We start from the raw sequence: 18,149 nt of genomic DNA on the forward strand, positions 1-18,149 counted from the left end.
CTAATAGGCCGGGCGGGTCCACGGTTCCGGTCTCCGAGGCCCGGGGGACGTACGTACTGCCGAGGTCGGCGGAGTGGTCAGGTGTACGTATCCGGGCTCAGGACTCCAGCAGCCGCTGGCCCACGTACTCGCCCTGCCGCGCGCCGCCCGGCACGGCGTACAGGCCGCTCGATTCGTGGCGGATGAACACGGAGAGCGCGTCCCCGCGGTCGAGTTTGCGCTGTACGGGGACGAAGCCCTTGAGCGGATCGGCCTGCCAGCAGACGAAGAGCAGTCCGGCGTCGGGTGTTCCGTCCGCGCCGATGCCGTCGTGGAAGGAGAAGGGACGGCGCAGCATCGCGGCGCCGCCGTTCGCCTCCGGGACCGTGATCCGGGCGTGCGCGTTGCTGGGGATGATCAGATTTCCTTCCGCATCCCTCTTGTCGAGGTCCAGCAAGGTCGTCTCGGTGCCGCCGGTGAGCGGAGCGCCGTCCGACTTCCGCCGCCCTATGACCTTCTCCTGCTTGGCGAGCGGGAGCTTCTCCCAGTCGTCGAGAAGCATCCGGATCCGCCGTACGACGGCGTAGGAGCCGCCCGCCATCCAGTCGGGGACACCGGCCGGCGGGTTCGCGGGAACGAAGATCCGTTGATCGAAGTCCGGTTCGGACGGCTTGGGGTTGCGGGTGCCGTCGATCTGGCCCATCAGATTGCGGCTGGTCATGGGGTGGGGGGTCGCGCCCGGCGAGCGGTTGAAGCCGTTCATCTGCCAGCGCACCCCGGCCGCCGCGCCCGCGTCCTTCTGGAGCGTGCGCAGGGCGTGGAAGGCGACCAGGGCGTCGTCGGAGCCGATCTGGATCCAGAGGTCGCCGTCGCTGCGGTTCGCGTCGAGGTGGTCGGAGGAGAAGGCGGGCAGCGGATCCAGGGCCTCGGGGCGTTGGCCGGTGAGATCCGTACGGTCGAAGAAGGTACGGCCGAAACCGAAGGTCACGGCGAGGGAGGACGGCCCGGCGTCCAGGGCGATCCCGGTGTCGTCGCCCGTGGCGGGCTCCCCGGCCATCATCGCCCGCGCCGAGGCCGACCAGCGGCGGAGCAGTGCGGCGGCCTCCTTCCGCCCGGCGCCCGGGGCGAGGTCGAAGGCGACCAGATGCGCGCTGGCGTGCGCCGGGGTGGTGATACCGCCCTGGTGCGCCCCGTGGAAGGGCACGGAGCCGGTGCCGATCGTGGTGAGCGCGGTCGCCGGGGCGGGCCGGTTCGCGGCGGAACCGGTGGCTCCGCCGACCGCTCCGAGCGCCAGCCCGGTGGCGCCCGCGGCACCCGCGGTGCCGAGGAGTCGGCGCCTGGAGATCCCGGAGGCCCCTTCAGTAGGGGCCACAGGGGCCACAGGGGCGGCAGAGGCCGCAGGGGTCCCGGGAGCCTTGGGGGCTTCAGGGGGCCTCGCGGCCCGATCGTCGTGGTTCTGTCGGGTCTCGCTCACGAGGGTCAGCCGATCTTCACGTTCTTGTCGACCGTGGTCTGGTCGATGTCGGAGGTGCGCACGGTCACCTGGAGCTGCCAGTCACCGGGCATCGGGAGCAGCACGGGGTCGGCCTTCCACTGTCCGGCTCCGGTCCGTTCCGGGGTGACCGGCAGCGGGCCGATCTGCTTGGGCTTCAGAGTGAAGGCGATCTTGACCTCGGGTACGTCCAGCGGCTTCCCGTCGGGTCCGACGATCTTGATGTCCATCACATTGGCGCCGGGGGCGGCCGGGCCGAACGTGAGCCGTGCGGTGCCCTTGCCGTTCTTGCCGCCGGTGTCGAACGGCAGGCTGAGGTTGAGGGGCTCCCTGGTCGCGGGGTCGGTGACGGCCGCGGAGCCGCTCCTGCCCGCTTCCTGCTCGGCGGTACGGCCGGGCTCGGTGGAGGTCAGCACGGTCGTCACACCGAGCAGCACCACGGCGATCCCGGCCTCGGCCAGTACGGAACGGCGCAGTCCGGTACGCCCGGGATCAGCGTCTCGAACACGTTTTTGGCGTGCAGTCGCCAATGCGGCTTTCTGGCGGGAGAGCTGGGTAGCCCTTTCACTGCCACCGTCTCCGGGGCCGTCGTCGCTCCCGCCGCTCTCGTCGGTCTCGTCCCCGGTGGCCGGAGCCTCGGGTGCCGGGGCCTCGCCCAGCCGTCCGGTCCACCGCCGGGAGAACCAGGCGATGACGACCATCCCGGCGACCAGCCCGATCTTGACCAGAAGGAGCCGCCCGTATGACGTACCCCCGAGCGCCGACCACGATCCGACCTGGCGCCAGGACTGGTAGAGCCCGGTCGCGGCGATCACGACGACGCTGACGAAGGCGATGCGCGAGAAGCGCCGTACCGCCGTGCTCTCTATGAAGGGTGCCCAATAGAGGGCGATCAGCAGCGCCGTGAGCCCGCCGAGCCAGGCCGCCACCGCCAGCAGATGCAGGACGTCCACGGGCATGGCCAGCTCGGCCTGGATCCCGGCGGAGGCGTGCTCGGAGAGCGCCCATGTCCCGGCTATTCCGGCCGCGACGACGGTGCCGCCCATCGCGAGCCCGAAGGTGAGGTCCTTCCTGACCTCACCGCGGCTCTCGGCCTCCTCCGCGCCACGCCTGGTATACGCGCCGAACAGGACCGCGATGAACAGCCCGGCGGCGCCGAGCAGCAGCAGCCGGGAGATCAGCGCCGCTCCGGTCTTGGTGGTGAGGACGTCCTGGAGGCCGCCGAGATCGAAGGCGTCACCGAGCTTGCCCGTGGAGGTGTACGGAGTACGCAGGAGCAGCAGGGCGAGTGTGGCGGAGGTGAGGGCGAGCCAGCCCGCCACGACGAGGCGTTGCAGCGGCCGTACGGAAGCGCCGCGCTGCCAGCACGCGAGGATGAAGACGATGCCGCCGACCAGGAGGATGAAACCGGTGTACGAGATATAGCGCCCGATGTCGTACAGGACGCCGACCAGCCCGCCGCCCGCCTTCGGGACGGTGGCGACGGCGGTGGTCTTGGAAGGCGCTCCGATGGAGAAGGTGAAGGCACCGGCGATGGGATGGCTGTCGACGGAGACGGCGCGCCAGGAGACGGTGTAGGTGCCCTTGCCCAGGCCGGAGTTGAGGCCTATGCCATAGCGGATGGTGGAGCCGCTGCTCAGATCGCGGATCTTTTTGTCGTCGACCCTCTTGCTGTCCGGATCGAGAACACGGATCGAGTCGTCGCCCATGGCGACCTGCTCGGAGAAGGTGAGGGTGATGTCCTGGGGCGCGGTGGCGACCACCGCCCCGTCCTCGGGGGTGCTCCCGGTCAGTGCGGCGTGCGCCGACGCCGTACCGGAGAGCACGGTGAAGACGGTGCCGAGAAGCACCGTGGTGATGAGCAGCAGCCGGGCCAGAGGCGTGGCTCCGGCGGCTCTGATGGTTCCGAAGGGCGGGGCGGTGGCGGTCATGGCGTCTCTCAGTCCCTCGGTCAGCGTGCGGCCGGGTTGTAGTTGGTCGCCTTCACGGGCAGCTCGACGGTGATGGGGGCGGTCTTCTCGAAGTGCAGTTTGATGGTGACCTTCTGTCCTTCGGCGGGCCGCTGCTTGAGGTCCATGAACATGATGTGGCTGCCGCCGCGTTCGAGGTCCAGCTCGCCGCCCGCGGGGATGTCGAAGGAATCCACCTTCATCATCTTCTGGCCCTCGGTCCGGTGGATCGTGACGTCGTCGGAGAGGTCACTGGTGACGGAGGTGAGCCGGTCGGCGGTGCCGCCGCTGTTGGTGATGGTGAGGAAGCCTGCCGCGAGATCGCTGACGGGCTTCGGCATATAGCCGCCGCCGACCTTGAGCTCGGGTGTCTTGCTGGAAGAGGAAGAGGAAGAGGAGGTGGACGAGGTGGAGGAACAGCCCGTCAGCGCCAGCGTCAGCGCGACCGTGAGGCCAACGGCCAGCGGTAGGGCGCGGCTGCGGACACGGGCGCGAGCGCCGACAGGGGGGCGGACGACGCGGTCGCGGCTGTGCGTACCGGCGGCGCGGACGGCTCGGGAGGCGGAGCGGGCCATCACGGGTTCTCACCCTTGATGATCTTCGGCAGATCTTTGGCGTAGTCCTCGGCGGTGGCGTCCTCGCCGTACAGGACATAGCCCTCGTCGGTCTTCGGGGAGAACGCGATGACCTGGGTGCCGTGCATGGAGACGACGCTGCCGTCCTTCTCCTTCGTGGGCGCGTCGATGCCGATGCCGAGCTGACGGGCGCCCGCCTGGATGGTGGGGAAGCCGCCGGTCAGGCCGATGAACGAGGGATCGCCCGCGCTGGGAAGCCACTTGGCGAGCTCGGCGGAGGTGTCCCGCTCGGGGTCGGTGGTGACGAAGACGACCTGGAGCTTCGCCCGGTCGGCCGGGGAGAGCGACTTCATGGCGATGGCGATATTGCTCATCGTCAGCGGGCAGACGTCCGGGCAGTTGGTGTAGCCGAAGTAGATCAGCGTCGGCTTGCCCTTGGTGCGCTCGCGGAAGTCGTAGCTCTTGCCCTTGGTGTCCTCAAGGACCAGGTTCGGCTTGGTGAAGGGCCGGTCGAGCACGGTCGCGGCCTGGGTCTTCGCCTGGGTGGAGACATCGGCGATCGGCTCGGTGGAGCCGCTCCCGCTGCTACAGGCGGTCAGGGTGAGCGCCGCCGCCACGGCGAGAGCTGCGGCGGTGGTCACGGTCTTCTTGCGCATGGGTATGTCCTGGTGCTGGTGGTGGAGTACGGAGGCACCGGCCGGGCGCGCGGGACCGGGGGAGGTCCGGCCTCGCGCGCCGGTGGTGCGAGGTGACACCCCGCCGGGTGACATCGCCGGGTGGTGCGGGTCCTGGCGGTGCCGGGCGGGGTCGGGCGGGTCAGGTGGTACGGCGACGGCCGGCCAGGACCCCGAAGGCCACCCCGGCCACGCCGACGACGATGCCGGTGACGCCGAGGACGCGGGCGGTGGTGTCGCTGCTGTGGGTGGCCGCGGAGGCCGTCTCGGTCTTGCCGTCGCCGTGTCCGGTGGCGCTCTTGTCGGCGGCGGTCTCGGCGCCGGCCGTGTCCGCCGTACCGCCGTGTCCGTCGCCGGAGGACGCGCTGAGTTCGAGGACGGGCGCGGGGTGCTCGGGCTCTTCCGCGCCCGGCTTCTGCTCCTCGATCCAGCGGACGACTTCCTTGTTGTCGTACGTCTGGAGGGCCTTGAACACGAGCTGGTCGGTGTCCTCGGGAAGCTGTCCCACGGAGAGGGGGAACTGCTGGAACTGCCCCGGGCCGATCCTGCCGCCGTCCGAGGTCCAGGTGACCTTGGTGACCGCCTCGGTGATGGTGCTGCCGTGCAGCTTCAGCGGCTTGTCGAGCTTGTCCTTGGCGACGGTGACCTTCCAGCCGGGGATGGGCTCCGGCATCACGGACGCCAGCGGGTGGTCGGCGGGGAAGTTCACCTCGACCTTGGTGGTGGAGGCGTCGTCGCGCTCGTTGGGGACCTTGAAGTTGATCGTGGCGTAACCGCCCTTGGCGGCCTCGCCCTGCGGCTGCACGCTGACATGCGCGGAGGCGGGTCCCGCCAGCAGGAGCAGGGCGGTCGCGGCGATGCCGCCGGCGACGGAGACACGGGTGACGTTTCTGGCAGCGAACGCCGAGAACGCCGAGAACGCCGAGAACGACGCGAACGCCGAGAACGACGCGAACGACGGGGCCGCCGAGGCTGACGGGGAGGAAGAGGACGCTGAGAACATGGGAGCACTCCACGGGTGAGAGGAGACAGCGGTGGGATGAAGCAGACGAAGGCGCCGCGGCGCCTTCGCGCGACGGCATCGCGACATCACCCCCGGATCCGGGCGGAGTGCGTCGCGTCAGGCCGCGAGAGCGAGTACGGCGGGCGGGCCGCGTCTGATCACCGAGTGCTGGAGCGTCTCCCCGGCGGAGACCGGCGGGGGGCGGTGCGAGGTACGCGGGACGCGGGGCTGCCCGGCGGGTGCGCCGGGCAGCCCCGCGAGCAGCGCCCGTACGAGAGAGAGGGCCGCGCGCAGCGCGCGCAACGGAGCGCTGTCCGTGACGTCCTCGATGGCGCCCGCCGAGAGCCGGCCGAGCCGGAGCAGCGCGAGATCACCGTGTCGCAGCAGCCAGCCGGCGGCCAGGGCGGCCAGCAGATGTGCGAGCAGCATGGGGAGGGAGGGCAGCAGCCCGTCCATGGAAGCGGACGATACGGACGCGGAGGCCGAAGCCGAGGCCGACGAGCCCAGGTGCGCGTGGGCCGAGCCCGTGCCCGGCACCGAACCAGGGTGGCTTATCCCCGCGTTGAACAGGATCCGCTGCGCGTCGAGCATGCTGAGCGAGGCGGGGCCCGCTCCGCAGACCAGTTTCGCCGCCGTCCTGATCAGCACGTCGTCCGTCCCCACGGGCATCGTGGGATGCCGCTGGCAGAGGCCGAACAGGGTGTGCAGGGCGAGCTGTCCACCTGTGAGGGCGGTGACGATCGAAGCGGTGGAGCGGGCGCGCCCGGCGAGCGGCGCGGCGACCGCGAACACCCCCAGGAAGCCCAGGAGCAGCGTCCACCAGGGGACGGGCGCGCAGGCGGCCATGACATGTCCGGTCGCCGACAGCACGACGCAGACCGCGGTGAACACCGCGGTCCTCAGCAGCCGTGGGGCAGCTGTTCCACACATGCGGGCGGGAATGGACATGGCCGGGTCATCATCGCACTGCGGTCGGGACCCCTGTGGGGCAGGTCCGGAAGGTCACGCTCTGCCCCAGGTCGGAAGGCACGCTCTGCCCCAGGCCGGAAGATCACGCGCGCCCTCGGCCCAGTGGCACGTCCTGGCCCGGTCCGGAAGGCCGCGCTCGGCGCAGCCCCGAGGCGCGCTCTGTCCTATACACCGCCGCGTATCGCGTTCGCATCCGCCGAATGAGGGCCATCCCGTCAACCGAGCGCTTACGACCTGACGCGAGGGGCAATATGTATCGGTATGTCGAGCATCTGGTGGTCCCTCCACTTGCGGCGCGAAGCCGCGAGCGTTCCGCTCGCCCGGCACCTGCTGCTCGGCGCCATGGAGACCGCCGGGGTCGACCCGGACATCTCCTTCGATCTGTCCGTCGCACTCACCGAGGCCTGCGCGAACGCCGTCGAGCACGGCGGCAACGGCCGGTCGGGCGAGGCGCCGGGGGCGTACCGGGTGACCGCCTATCTGGACGGCGAGCGCTGCCGTATCGAAGTGGCCGACTCCGGCCCGGGGTTCCCGGCACATCGGGCGGTGGGCCGCCATATGCCCGCCGGCGCCCCCTCCCTCGCGTACGAAACCGCCGAGCACGGCCGCGGGCTCGGGCTGATCGAGCAGCTCGCCGACCATGTGTACTTCCGCAACAGGCCGGGGCGCGGCGCGGTCGTCAGCTTCGACAAGGTCCTGAAATGGCGGGAGGACACCCTGCTCGGGGCCGTATGAGGCCGGAGCGGAGCGCCCTCCCGTACGCGAAACCGGAGCCCGTACGCGAAGCTGAGCCGGTGCGCGAACCCAAAGCCCGGTGCACGGACCAAAGCCGGTGCGCGAAACCAAAGCCCGGTACGCGGACCAAAGTCCGGCACGCGAAACCGGAGCCGAAGCCGCTCAGACCTGCTTGAGCAGCTCCGCCATCCACGCCTCGACCTCGTCGGCCTGGCGCGGCAGCCCCGCGGAGAGGTTCCGGTTGCCGTCCTCCGTGACGAGGATGTCGTCCTCGATCCGGACGCCGATCCCCCGGTACTCCTCCGGCACGGTCAGATCATCGGCCTGGAAGTAGAGCCCCGGCTCGACGGTAAGGCACATGCCCGGCTCCAGGGTCCCGTCCACGTACGCCTCCGTGCGCGCGGCGGCGCAGTCGTGGACGTCGAGGCCGAGCATGTGGCCGGTGCCGTGCAGGGTCCAGCGGCGCTGGAGGCCCAGCTCCAGGACCCGGGCGACCGGGCCCTCCAGCAGGCCCCACTCGACGAGCTTCTCGGCGAGCACCCGCTGCGAGGCGTCGTGGAAGTCGCGGTACTTCGCGCCGGGGCGTACCGCCGCGATCCCGGCCTCCTGCGACGCGTACACCGCGTCGTAGATCTTCCGCTGGATCTCGTTGTAGCGGCCGTCGATCGGCAGGGTGCGGGTGACGTCGGCGGTGTAGAGGGTGTGGGTCTCCACGCCGGCGTCGAGGAGGAGCAGTTCGCCACGGCGTACGTCACCGTTGTTGCGCACCCAGTGCAGGGTGGTGGCGTGCGGTCCGGCCGCGCAGATGGAGCCGTAACCGATGTCGTTGCCCTCGACCCGGGCGCGCAGGAAGAACGTGCCTTCGATGTAGCGCTCACTGGTCGCCTCGGCCTTGTCGAGGATCCTGACGACGTCCTCGAAGCCGCGCACGGTGGAGTCGACGGCCTTCTGGAGCTCGCCGATCTCGAACGCGTCCTTCACGGCGCGCGCCTCGGAGAGGTGGACGCGCAGTTCCTCGTCGCGCTCGGCGGTGACCTTGTCGGTCAGCGCGGCCTCGATGCCGGCGTCGTGTCCGCGTACGTTACGGACGGGGCCCGGGGCGACTTTCAGGGCGGCCGCCAGCTCCCGTACGTCCTTGGCGGGGATGCCCAGCAGCTGTTCTGCCTCGGCGAGGGAGTGGCGGCGGCCGACCCACAGCTCGCCCTGGCCGTCGAGCCAGAACTCGCCGTTCTCGCGGTTGGAGCGCGGCAGCAGATAGATGGTGGCGTTGTGGCCCGCGGCACCCCGGGGCCTCGGCTCCAGCACGAGGACGCCGTCCTGGGTCTGGTCGCCGGTGAGGTACGTGTACTCGGTGGAGGCGCGGAAGGCGTACTCGGTGTCGTTGGAGCGGGTCTTGAGGTTGCCCGCAGGGATCACCAGGCGCTCGCCGGGGAAGGCTGCGGAGAGCGCGGCGCGGCGGTCGGCGGTGTGCGACGCCTGCGCGATCGGCTCCAGGCCGTGCAGTTCGGTGTCGGCCCAGCCGGACTTCATGTTCTCTGCGAGCTCGTCGGACACGCCCGGGTACAGACCGTTCTTCCTCGTCTTGATCGGTGCTTCTTCTGTCTCGGGGGTCTCCGTATCCGGGTTTTCCGGGGTGAGCTCCTCAGCCACGTCTTCTTCTCCTCATACAACTAACAGGACCGCCAACTACAGGACTGCTCCATTTTTCCCATCGTATGTCCGAGGGGAAGGGGGCCCGAGGGTTCAGCCGAACCGGACGGCGAGCAGGACGAAATCGTCCGACCGAGTCCCAGCGCCGGGAGGGCCCGCAGCCGTCTCCGCCTCCGCCCCTGTCTCCGTCCCTCCGGTCTCTGTCTCGGCCGCCGACTCCGTCTCGGCTCCGGAGGGCAGCAGCGTCCGCAGTACGTGGTCGGCGACCGCCTCCGGATCGTCCCGGGCGGCGGTCGGCACGCTCGACGCCGCCGCGAGCAGTCGTGCGAAGGCCCGGTCCATGGGTTCGTCGGTACGCCGCAGCAGTCCGTCCGTATAGAGCAGCACCGTTTCTCCCCGTGCGGGCGACAGCACCACACTCGGCGCCTGCCAGCAGGAGAGCACCCCGAGCGGCGCGGACAGCGACGTCTCGACGAACGCGGTGCGCCGCTCCCCGACGATCAGCGGCGGCGCGTGCCCGGCCCCGGCCAGCACGATCCCGCGCCGGTCGGGCTCGACGTACGCGAAGAGCGCGGTGGCCGTACGGGCGGGCTCGGTCAGCCGCAGCAGCAGTTCGAGATCGGAGAGTACGGCGACGGGATCCTCGCCCTCCATCACGGCGTACGCCCGCAGGGAGGCCCGCAGCCGGCCGGCCGAGGCCACCGCTCCCGGCCCGCCGCCGCTGACCGAACCGACCGCCAGGCTCAGGGCTCCCTCGGGCAGCGGCAGCGCGTCGTACCAGTGGCCGCCGCCGCACGGCCCCGAGCGGTGGCGCGCGGCGAGCCGCACCCCGGGGACCCGGGGCAGTCTGCGGGGGAGCAGCTCCTCGGTGAGGGCGTTCGCACGGGTCCGGGCGCGTTCGAGGTCCAGCAGCCGGGCGAGGTGTTCGGCGGCGTACCGGATGTGGAGCCGGACGAGGCGGCGCTGACGCTCCACCGGTTCGGCGGATTCGTCGCACAGGTCGTACAACCAGACGATGACCCCGAGCGCTCCGCCGGCCGGTGTGGCGAGCGGGACGGCGTAGCAGGCGCCACAGCCGAGCCGCTCCGCGACCTCGCGCTGTCGCGGGTCGGTCTCGGCGCTGGTGAACGTTTCCGTACGGGAAAGCGTTTCCGTGCGGAAATGTTCGCTACCGCCACCACCACTGTCGCCACCACTGCCGTCGCCACCACTGCCGTCGCCACTGTCGCCGCCGAGCAGCAGCCTGCCGTACGAGGTGGCGTGGCGCGGCACGGTCTCCAGGAGGCCCAGTTCGGCGTGGGACAGGCCGAGGCCGAGGGTGGTGACGGGGCCGCCGAGCCGGTCGGCCGGTTCGAACACGACGAAGCCGCGGCGGGCGCCGACAAGGGCGGCGCCGGTGTGCAGCAATTCGGGGAGAGCGTCATCAAGATGGCCGATTTTGGACAGGCGTTCGACGAAAGTGTGGAGCGCGGCGAGCTCGGAGACCCAGCCCGCCAGCCGGTCCTGGAGGAGGGCGCCGGGAGGACGGGCCGCCGCCGGGGAAACGGACGGGTCGGACGGGTCCGATGTAGCTGGTGCGTCCAGTGCGGCTGATGTTGCCAGTGCGGCTGGTGCGGCTGGTGCGGCTGGTGCGGCTGGTGCGGCTGAAGCGTCGTATGGGGCGGAGGAATCGTCCAGCGACGCGGGAGCGTGGGCGGGAACAGGGGAAACTGAATTGATTCCGGCCACTTTCGGAGTGCGGGGAGCGCTCATGGCAGTCGACTCTCCGGGAGGTGCTTTTCGCTTAAAAGCATCGCAAACCCCCATGTCATTCTGCGCGGCTGGCAATGGGTCCACATGTACACGCACAGCGGAGGCAATGTCCAGTATTGTCCCGGTGGAGCGGCGAATGTTCGTGTGATGCTGAACTTGGCCTAAAAATGACCCCCCTGACCAGGTTTTGCGATCGACTGAGGGCGTTCAACAGAGGGATCTGCCGGGGCTGAGTTCCACTACGGTCCGGGCGGAGCGTCATTCCGAACGTGATGGGTACGTAAACGGTGACGGACAGGGGCAGTTGCGACCGCCCCGGAACCTGGCGGGCGGACCGGGCGTCTTCATCGCCGTAGGCCGCGCCCCATCCCCCGGAGTGGCGGAAAAAGCACAGCGGGACAGCAGCGGCACAGCAGCAGGTCAGTAAGCGCCATGCGCACGCCACCCCTCGCCCTACGTTCCATGAGGTCGGAGACGGCGCGACGCGCCGTCGGTCCGGAAGTCAGCGTACGCACACCGCAGCTCAGCGCAGGTCAACCGCAGCTCAGCACCTCACCTCGACAACGCATTCAACGTATTCCAATTCCCACGCACATCAACGCACGCCCACGCACATCAACGCAGCTCAACGCCGTCTACTCACGATGTACGCACGGTGAATCGATGTAGACACATGGTGTCAGTGTCATGTGGACCTCGGCGTTCAACGGAAAGGAACGAGCGCTCATGCGCGAGATCCTCGGAAGGCGACGCAGGCTCCGGTTCCGGCGCAAGGGGGGGACCGCCCAGCTCGAAGCGGCGCTCACCTGTGCCACCGAGTGGAACTGGCCCGTACTCCCGGGCGCCGGCCTCAAGGCAGTCGGCGGGCGCGGAACCCGCGGCCGGGGCTGCTCCTGCCCCGACCTCGACTGCGTCGTACCGGGCGCACACCCCTTCGATCCCGGGCTGCTCACGGCGACCACCGACGAGCGCATGGTGCGCTGGTGGTGGAACAACCGCCCCACCGCCCCCATCGTCCTGGCCACCGGCGCCGGCGCCCCGTGCGCGGTGAGCCTGCCGGCCGTCGCCGGCGCTCGCGCGCTGGCCGAGCTGGACCTGATGGGCATGCGGCTCGGCCCGGTCGTGGCGACGCCCACGCGCTGGTCGCTGCTGGTGGCTCCGTACAGTCTCGAACAGCTCGGTGAGCTGCTCTACAACAAGGACTGGGTGCCCAGTTCGCTGCGGTTCCACGGGGAGGGCGGCTATCTCGTACTGCCCCCGTCGGAGGCCGCGGGCGGGCAGGTCCGCTGGGAGCGGGCGCCACTGCCGGGCTCGGCGGCGCCCTGGCTGCCCGATGTGGAGGCGGTCGTGGACGCCCTCGTCGAGGCGAGCACCGGCGCGCCGGACGGCGGCAGCAGGCTCGCCTACTGAGAGGCCACCGGGACCACCGGCCATCGGGCCACTGGGTGGGCGAGCGACCGTACGGACTGTCACTCGTACGGGTGTGAGCCGACCCGAGTTGTACGGGAACAGGGCGCGCGGCGTGATCGCGCGCCCTTTTCCATCGGTATCTTCGGCCGACGGCCGGTGATGCGTCGGCGACGTGCCGACGACGTGCCGGCGGAGCGGGACAACGGCTGGAATTCTCCGTTTCTCGGCTTCCCGGTTTGCTCGTTTCCTGTTTCCCGCTCTCGTTCCCCGTTTCTCCGTAGTGGCAGGTGGGCCCCATGAATCTCCGTGTGCTCGGACTTGTGGCCGTGGTGGCGTGCGCCGTGGTGGTGCCGCTGACCGCTTCGGGGGCGGTGGGGGACGGGGATCCCTCGGCTGTTGCCGTCGCGCCGGTCGTCGCACCTGCTGTCGCACCCGTCGTTACGCGCGCGGACGCGCCGGAGCCCCAGGTGGCCGCGGTGTGGCCGATCGAGCGGTGCGGGCCCCAAGTGACCTCCCCCGAGGGGATCGAGGCGCAGACGTGCGTCCTGGAGGGGGCGCGCGACATCCGGGGGCGTACCTACTACCGCAATACGACGGGACGTGCGGTGGTCGCCGTACTGAGCCTGATGGGACCGCGCGGACGCACCGTACAGACACACTGCGCGATCGTTTCCCGGGGCGAACCGGCGACCTGCGAAACACCGCGCGGACTGGTGCGAGAAGAACGCCGGGAACAGCGCCGGGAACAGCACCTGGAAGAACGGCGTGAACAGCAGGGGGGAGAGCATCTGCGAGAGGACTCGGAATATCTCGCGATGGCGGAGTTCGCGGCTTCGGGAGCGGGGCCCGATGACGTGGGGGCCGGTCGACTGCTGCTGAGGTCGGGGAGCAACTCCCCGACGCCGTAGGCCCGTTGGCGTACGGGCAGGGCGAGCGCCCACGTTCGGGAACGCGAACGCCCGATCGCTGGCGACGGGGGATGCACCAGCGACCGGGCTTCTTAGAACCGTAACAAGAGATCGGCCGTTAGCAAATTCGATCCGGGGTATTCGGACAATGAATTACCCGGGGGCAGTGCTCGGCCGGACACGGTGTGACAGGTGTCACCGGTCGCCGAGGAACCCCGGGGACCGGAACACACTCAGCTCAGTGTCACCTGACGATTGGTGAGACCGCCGCGCGCCCGGCGCTCCTCGCCGGTCAGCGGCGCGTCGTCGGCGAGTGCCGCGGCCAGCCGCTCGGCGAACTCCGCCGCGGGCTTCTCGCACTCCTCCGCGCCCATCGCGCTCGGCAGGTCCCACACCGGCACGGTGAGCCCGTGCGCCCGGAAGGAACCCACCAGCCGGGTGCCCTCGCCGAGGCTCGACGTACCCGCCGCGTGCAGCCGCGCGAGCGCGTCGAGCAGCTTCTCCTCGGGGTACGGCATGACCCAGCGCAGGTGGTTCTTCTCCGGCGTCTCGCACCAGTACGCGGCGTCCGAGCCGGAGAGCAGGGCGGTCGGGATCGCGGCGGCGTTGGCGCGCTCCAGCGAGGCGGTCACCTCGGCCGAGGCGTTCTCCGCGTCCGGCACCCAGAACTCGAATCCGGGGTGGACGACCGGCGTGAAGGCGGCCTCCGGGTCGAGCAGGTCCTGAAGGCGCGGACCGTCCGCCTCCACCCGGTGCGCGGCCACCGGATTGCCCGGCTCGGCGGCCAGCGCACGCCGGAGCGTATCGGCGAGATCGCGGCTCAGATCGCCGGAAGACGTGTCGTTCTGGAGCGCGAGCAGTACGGAACCGTCGTCGCGCCGCAGCGCGGGCCAGGCCATCGGCAGGACAGTCGCGAGGGTGACGGACGGCACACCCTCGGGCAGCCCGTCCTTCAGGGTCAGTACGGCGGTGGCGGCGGGCACCAGCTCGCGCAGCGCGACCCAGTCGCACTCGCCGGCCAGGCCCTCGAAGGGGCGCTGGACCAACTCGGTCACGGCGTGCGCGGCGGCCCGGCCGTGACATGCCTTGTAGCGACGGCCCGAATGGCACGGGCAGGGCTCGCGGGGCCCCACCACCGGGACCGGTCCGTCGTCGAGCTGGGCGCGCGCGGGCTTCGCGGCCTTCGTCTGGGGGCGCTTCTTGGCCATGTGTGGCTTTCTCCCGGTAGCGGCGATGCGGTGTCGGCGCGAGCCTAGTGCCCCTTCCGGCGCGCACCGCGCCCATCACGGCCCGGGTGCCTGCGATGGGCGCCCGGGGCCCGGGGGCAGGGGGCTCCGGGCCGGGGCCGGGGATCCGGCGCGGTCGCTTCGTACCGTCGCGGGTGACCCGACCGCCCCCCGACCGTCCATCCCGCGCATCCGGGCCGACCGTGCGACGGCGCGCATCCGGACCTGTCAGCCGGTCGTCGAGCGGCCGGTCGTCGAGCGGCTGGTCGACGCGGCCCGTCAGTGGTCGGCCGGCCGGTCCGTGTTGCCGTAGGTGTCCCGGAAGCCCAGCCGGCCCAGCTCCTCCAGACCGCCGAAGCCTTCCAGCTCTCCCAGACCCTCTCCCAGCTCTCCCAGCCCCCTGAGTTCTCCCAACTCTCCCAGCCCGTCCAATTCGTCCAATTCATCCAACGCGCCCAGGCCGCCGAGCCCTTCGATCCCGGGGCCGGTGACGCGCGTAGCGAAATCGTCGCGGCGGTGCCCTTCCGTGACGACCGCCCACACCGTGACCTCACCGGCCGCGCCGTCCCGTACACCCCAGTCCTGGGCGAGGGACGTGATGATGTTGAGCCCGCGACCGCCTCTGGCCGTGACGGAGGGTGTGGCCGGGATCGGGCGGGTCGGCCCGCCACCGTCCGTCACCTCGACCGTCAGCCGGCCCGCCTTGTCGACGCGCCAGGCGGCGCGGACATCGCCGTCCCCGATCTCCGCGCGCCCCAGCGGTCTGCCGTGTCGGCAGGCATTGCTGAGCAGCTCGGAAAGGATCAGCACGGCATCGTCCACCACCGAGTCCGAGACCCCGCTGCGGCTCAGCTGCTCGCGCATCCGATGCCGCGCTTTCCCTACGCCGGCAGGGCCATGGGGAACGGCCATGCACGACGACGTCGGCACTTTCTGTGCCACCACGAACGCCACCCCCGAGACCTCCTTTGCCCCACGCCACGGTGTGGATGCCCCAATGGATCGGGCCGGAAACCGGCCGGGGGAAGGCCATTGACGCACTTGTCGTGGTGCGGGAGGGAGTGAACGCGCCGGTGCACTCCCTGTCACATCAATACGACCGCACAGGGCTGTGAATGGACTGTGATTGGCCCGTGTTCGAAATGTGTGCGAACGATGATCGAGCGAGAGGAGGGCGATGGTTACGCGGTGTCAGGAGGGGCGGCCGAGCTGGGACAAGACCTGTTTGGGCCGGTTGGTGATGATCGCGTCCACGCCCAGCTGGACGCAGAGTTCGACGTCCTCCGGCTCGTTGACCGTCCAGACGTGGACACGGTGACCCGCCCGGTGGAGCCGCGCGATGTATCCGGGGTGGTTGCGGACGATCCGCATTCCGGGCCCAGCGATCCGCGCGCCTGCGGGCAATCGGCCGTCGCGCAGCCGGGGCGAGACGAACTGCATCAGATAGACGATCGGCAGTTCGGGCGCGGCGGCGGCGATCCGGTGCAGCGAGCGTGCGGAGAAGCTCATGATCCGTACGGCGGACCCACCCGGCCACGCCTCCCCGGCCCCGGCCCACGCCGCCCCGGCCCCCGCTTCCGTACCCGCCCCCCGGGCTTCCGTACCAGCCCCCGGGCTGTCCAGGCCGAAACGCTTCAGCAGGTGCAGCAGTCGCTCCTCCACCTGCCCGGCCCAGCGTGTGGGGTGCTTGGTCTCGATGGCCAGCTGTACGGGCCTGCCGGCGTCGGCGACCAGTTCGAGCAGCCGCTCCAGCGTCAGTACGGAGGTGAGACCGGCGTCCCGCCAGTCGGGACTCTCCTCGCTGTCCTTCCAGGAGCCGAAGTCCAGCGTCGCGAGATCGGCCAGTTCCAGGGCGGAGACGGCGCCGCGTCCATTGGAGGTGCGGTTCACCCGGCGGTCGTGGACGCAGACGAGATGGCCGTCCGCGGTGAGTCGTACATCGCACTCAAGTGCGTCCGCGCCGTCCTCGATGGCTTTGGTGTAGGCCGCCAGAGTGTGCTCGGGGGCGTCCTCCGACGCTCCGCGGTGGGCGATGACCTGGATGTTCCGCATGTTCCGCTGCCGCGCTTGTCGTGCTTGAGTCACACCGCCATGGTGTCATCGTGACGGGGCACATGTGTGAACAGTGGATGTTCCGTGGCCGACCGCCCGGCCGGTCGGCTCGGGTGAGGCGTTATGTCCGTAATAAAGAATGGCGGGCAGATACACAGGTCTTGCTTACAGTGGCCTGACGTGCTGTGGGAAAAGCTGAGTGATGCCGACTGATGCCGATTGATGTGGAACCTGAGGAGAAAGAGCCTGTGAGCACCGAGAACGAGGGCAACGCGGTCCCCGCCGCCCCGTCCGTACCTCCTGTGCCGGATGCCACTCCTGGGGACGCACCGGTCGCACCCGTCGCACCTGCCACCCCTGTCGCACCCGCGCCCGCGGCGGCCGGCCCCGCCGTACCCGAGACGCCCGCGCCCGCCGCCCCCGCACCCGCGGCGGCCGGCCCCGCCGTACCCGAGACGCCCGCGCCCGCCGCCCCCGCACCCGCCTACGCCGGACAGCCGCAGCCCGTGCAGCAGGCCGCCGAGGGCGGGTGGCCGCCGCCCCCGCCCGTACAGCCTTCGTACGGAGCGGCGTACGGGAACGGCGGGGGCGGTCCCGTCTGGGGCGCGCCCGTGCCGGGGCACGAGCCCGGACCGCCCCGTAAGCGCCAGGGCGGCCTGATCACCGCCGTGCTGGTGGCCGCGCTGGTCGCGGGCGGTGTCGGCGGCGGAATCGGCTACTGGGCGGCGGAGAACAACGACAACGGCTCGATCGGTTCGACGACCGTCTCCGCGGCCGACGCCCCGAAGGACGTCAAGCGCGACGCCGGTACGGTCGCCTCGGTGGCGGCCAAGTCGCTGCCCAGCGTCGTCACCATCGAGGCGAAGGGCGGCGACGGCGAGGGGGGTACGGGCACCGGCTTCGTCTACGACAAGCAGGGCCACATCCTCACCAACAACCACGTCGTGGCCTCCGCGGCCGACGGCGGCGACCTCACGGCGACCTTCTCGAACGGCAAGAAGTACGCCGCCGAGGTCATAGGGCGCGCCCAGGGCTACGACGTCGCGGTGATCAAGCTGAAGAACGCGCCGTCCGGGCTCACGCCCCTCCCGCTCGCCAACTCGGAGCAGGTCGCGGTCGGGGACACGACGATCGCGATCGGCGCGCCGTTCGGCCTGTCCAATACGGTCACCACGGGCATCATCAGCGCCAAGAACCGCCCGGTGGCCTCGGGCGACGGCAGCGGTTCCAGCAACTCGTACATGAGCGCCCTCCAGACGGACGCGTCCATCAACCCGGGCAACTCCGGCGGCCCGCTGCTGGACTCCCGGGGCGCGGTCATCGGGATCAACTCGGCGATCCAGTCGGCGGGCAGCGGCGGTCTGAGCCAGTCGCAGGCGGGCTCGATCGGTCTCGGCTTCGCCATTCCGATCAACCAGGCGAAGAACGTGGCCGAGCAGCTCATCAAGACCGGTCAGCCGGTCTACCCGCTGATCGGCGCGACGGTCACGATGGCCGAGGGCGGCGACGGCGCGACCATCTCGGCCCAGGGCGAGGGCGGCTCCTCGGCGGTCTCCCCGAACGGCCCGGCGGCGAAGGCCGGTCTGAAGGCGGGCGATGTCATCACCGGCTTCAACGGTACGCCGATCGACAGCGGCCCCACGCTGATCGGCCAGATCTGGACCCACAAGCCGGGCGACAAGGTGAGCATCACCTACAAGCGCGACGGCAAGGAGTCGACGGTCGAGGTGACGCTCGGGGAGCGCAAGGGCGACAGCTGATCGGCTGATCAGCCG

At 70.7% G+C, this 18,149-nt stretch carries 14 protein-coding genes and 1 pseudogene; 4 read left to right on the forward strand and 11 right to left on the reverse strand.

Going from position 1 to position 18,149, the window contains the following annotated elements:
* Positions 1–97: 97 nt before the first annotated feature.
* The 6 genes from efeB to ACIP8W_RS14785 form a co-directional block, all read right to left on the reverse strand.
* A complete protein-coding gene (gene efeB / locus ACIP8W_RS14760; RefSeq protein WP_401955032.1) occupies positions 98–1,360 on the reverse strand; it encodes an iron uptake transporter deferrochelatase/peroxidase subunit in 1,263 nt (420 codons plus the stop codon).
* A 98-nt stretch (positions 1,361–1,458) separates the two neighbouring features.
* Positions 1,459–3,402 (reverse strand): copper resistance protein CopC, encoded by a 1,944-nt coding sequence (locus tag ACIP8W_RS14765; RefSeq protein WP_401955034.1) that lies wholly within the window; start codon positions 3,400–3,402, stop codon positions 1,459–1,461.
* 20 nt (positions 3,403–3,422) lie between these two features.
* Positions 3,423–3,998, reverse strand: a complete 576-nt coding sequence (locus ACIP8W_RS14770) for a copper chaperone PCu(A)C (RefSeq protein WP_402149123.1) — start codon at positions 3,996–3,998, stop codon at positions 3,423–3,425.
* Positions 3,995–4,651 (reverse strand): SCO family protein, encoded by a 657-nt coding sequence (locus ACIP8W_RS14775; protein ID WP_402203201.1) that lies wholly within the window; start codon positions 4,649–4,651, stop codon positions 3,995–3,997. Before ACIP8W_RS14775 ends, ACIP8W_RS14770 begins: the two co-directional genes overlap by 4 nt.
* Positions 4,652–4,811: 160 nt before the next feature.
* The gene (locus ACIP8W_RS14780) at positions 4,812–5,672 is read right to left on the reverse strand and encodes a YcnI family protein (RefSeq protein WP_402203203.1); all 861 of its coding nucleotides are present in this window, start codon (positions 5,670–5,672) and stop codon (positions 4,812–4,814) included.
* Between the two features lie 117 nt (positions 5,673–5,789).
* Positions 5,790–6,620 carry a hypothetical protein gene (locus ACIP8W_RS14785; RefSeq protein WP_402149125.1) on the reverse strand — a complete coding sequence of 277 codons (831 nt, stop codon included), beginning with the start codon at positions 6,618–6,620 and terminating at the stop codon, positions 5,790–5,792.
* A gap of 282 nt (positions 6,621–6,902) precedes the next feature.
* Here ACIP8W_RS14785 and ACIP8W_RS14790 point away from each other — a divergent pair, with 282 nt between their 5' ends.
* Positions 6,903–7,376: an ATP-binding protein gene (locus ACIP8W_RS14790; protein WP_401955042.1), complete on the forward strand. Its 474-nt coding sequence runs from the start codon at positions 6,903–6,905 to the stop codon at positions 7,374–7,376.
* A 162-nt stretch (positions 7,377–7,538) separates the two neighbouring features.
* Here the strand turns inward: ACIP8W_RS14790 and ACIP8W_RS14795 are convergent, their stop codons facing one another.
* Together ACIP8W_RS14795 and ACIP8W_RS14800 are read right to left on the reverse strand one after the other, a co-directional pair.
* The gene (locus ACIP8W_RS14795; protein WP_401955044.1) at positions 7,539–9,026 is read right to left on the reverse strand and encodes an aminopeptidase P family protein; all 1,488 of its coding nucleotides are present in this window, start codon (positions 9,024–9,026) and stop codon (positions 7,539–7,541) included.
* A gap of 93 nt (positions 9,027–9,119) precedes the next feature.
* Positions 9,120–10,778, reverse strand: coding sequence for a PP2C family protein-serine/threonine phosphatase (locus ACIP8W_RS14800; RefSeq protein WP_402203206.1), 1,659 nt, complete (start codon positions 10,776–10,778; stop codon positions 9,120–9,122).
* A gap of 726 nt (positions 10,779–11,504) precedes the next feature.
* Between ACIP8W_RS14800 and ACIP8W_RS14805 the strand changes: the two genes are divergently transcribed.
* The gene (locus ACIP8W_RS14805; RefSeq protein WP_401955048.1) at positions 11,505–12,188 is read left to right on the forward strand and encodes a bifunctional DNA primase/polymerase; all 684 of its coding nucleotides are present in this window, start codon (positions 11,505–11,507) and stop codon (positions 12,186–12,188) included.
* Positions 12,189–12,484: 296 nt separating this feature from the next.
* Positions 12,485–13,096 (forward strand): hypothetical protein, encoded by a 612-nt coding sequence (locus tag ACIP8W_RS14810; RefSeq protein WP_402203208.1) that lies wholly within the window; start codon positions 12,485–12,487, stop codon positions 13,094–13,096.
* Between the two features lie 233 nt (positions 13,097–13,329).
* On the opposite strand, the gene ACIP8W_RS14815 is transcribed toward ACIP8W_RS14810, so the two are convergent.
* From ACIP8W_RS14815 to ACIP8W_RS14825, 3 genes and pseudogenes are all read right to left on the reverse strand, one after another.
* A complete protein-coding gene (locus ACIP8W_RS14815) occupies positions 13,330–14,304 on the reverse strand; it encodes a DUF5926 family protein (protein WP_401955052.1) in 975 nt (324 codons plus the stop codon).
* Between the two features lie 447 nt (positions 14,305–14,751).
* Positions 14,752–15,363, reverse strand: a pseudogene (locus ACIP8W_RS14820) (ATP-binding protein); the annotation flags it as partial.
* A 150-nt stretch (positions 15,364–15,513) separates the two neighbouring features.
* Complete coding sequence (locus tag ACIP8W_RS14825; RefSeq protein WP_401955327.1) at positions 15,514–16,374, reverse strand: glycerophosphodiester phosphodiesterase; 861 nt, start codon at positions 16,372–16,374, stop codon at positions 15,514–15,516.
* Between the two features lie 248 nt (positions 16,375–16,622).
* Here ACIP8W_RS14825 and ACIP8W_RS14830 point away from each other — a divergent pair, with 248 nt between their 5' ends.
* Positions 16,623–18,134 carry a S1C family serine protease gene (locus tag ACIP8W_RS14830; protein ID WP_402203210.1) on the forward strand — a complete coding sequence of 504 codons (1,512 nt, stop codon included), beginning with the start codon at positions 16,623–16,625 and terminating at the stop codon, positions 18,132–18,134.
* Positions 18,135–18,149 lie beyond the last annotated feature (15 nt).

Origin of the sequence: Streptomyces sp. NPDC088554 (genome assembly GCF_044752945.1) — a bacterium.
Classification (GTDB): Bacteria; Actinomycetota; Actinomycetes; order Streptomycetales; family Streptomycetaceae; genus Streptomyces.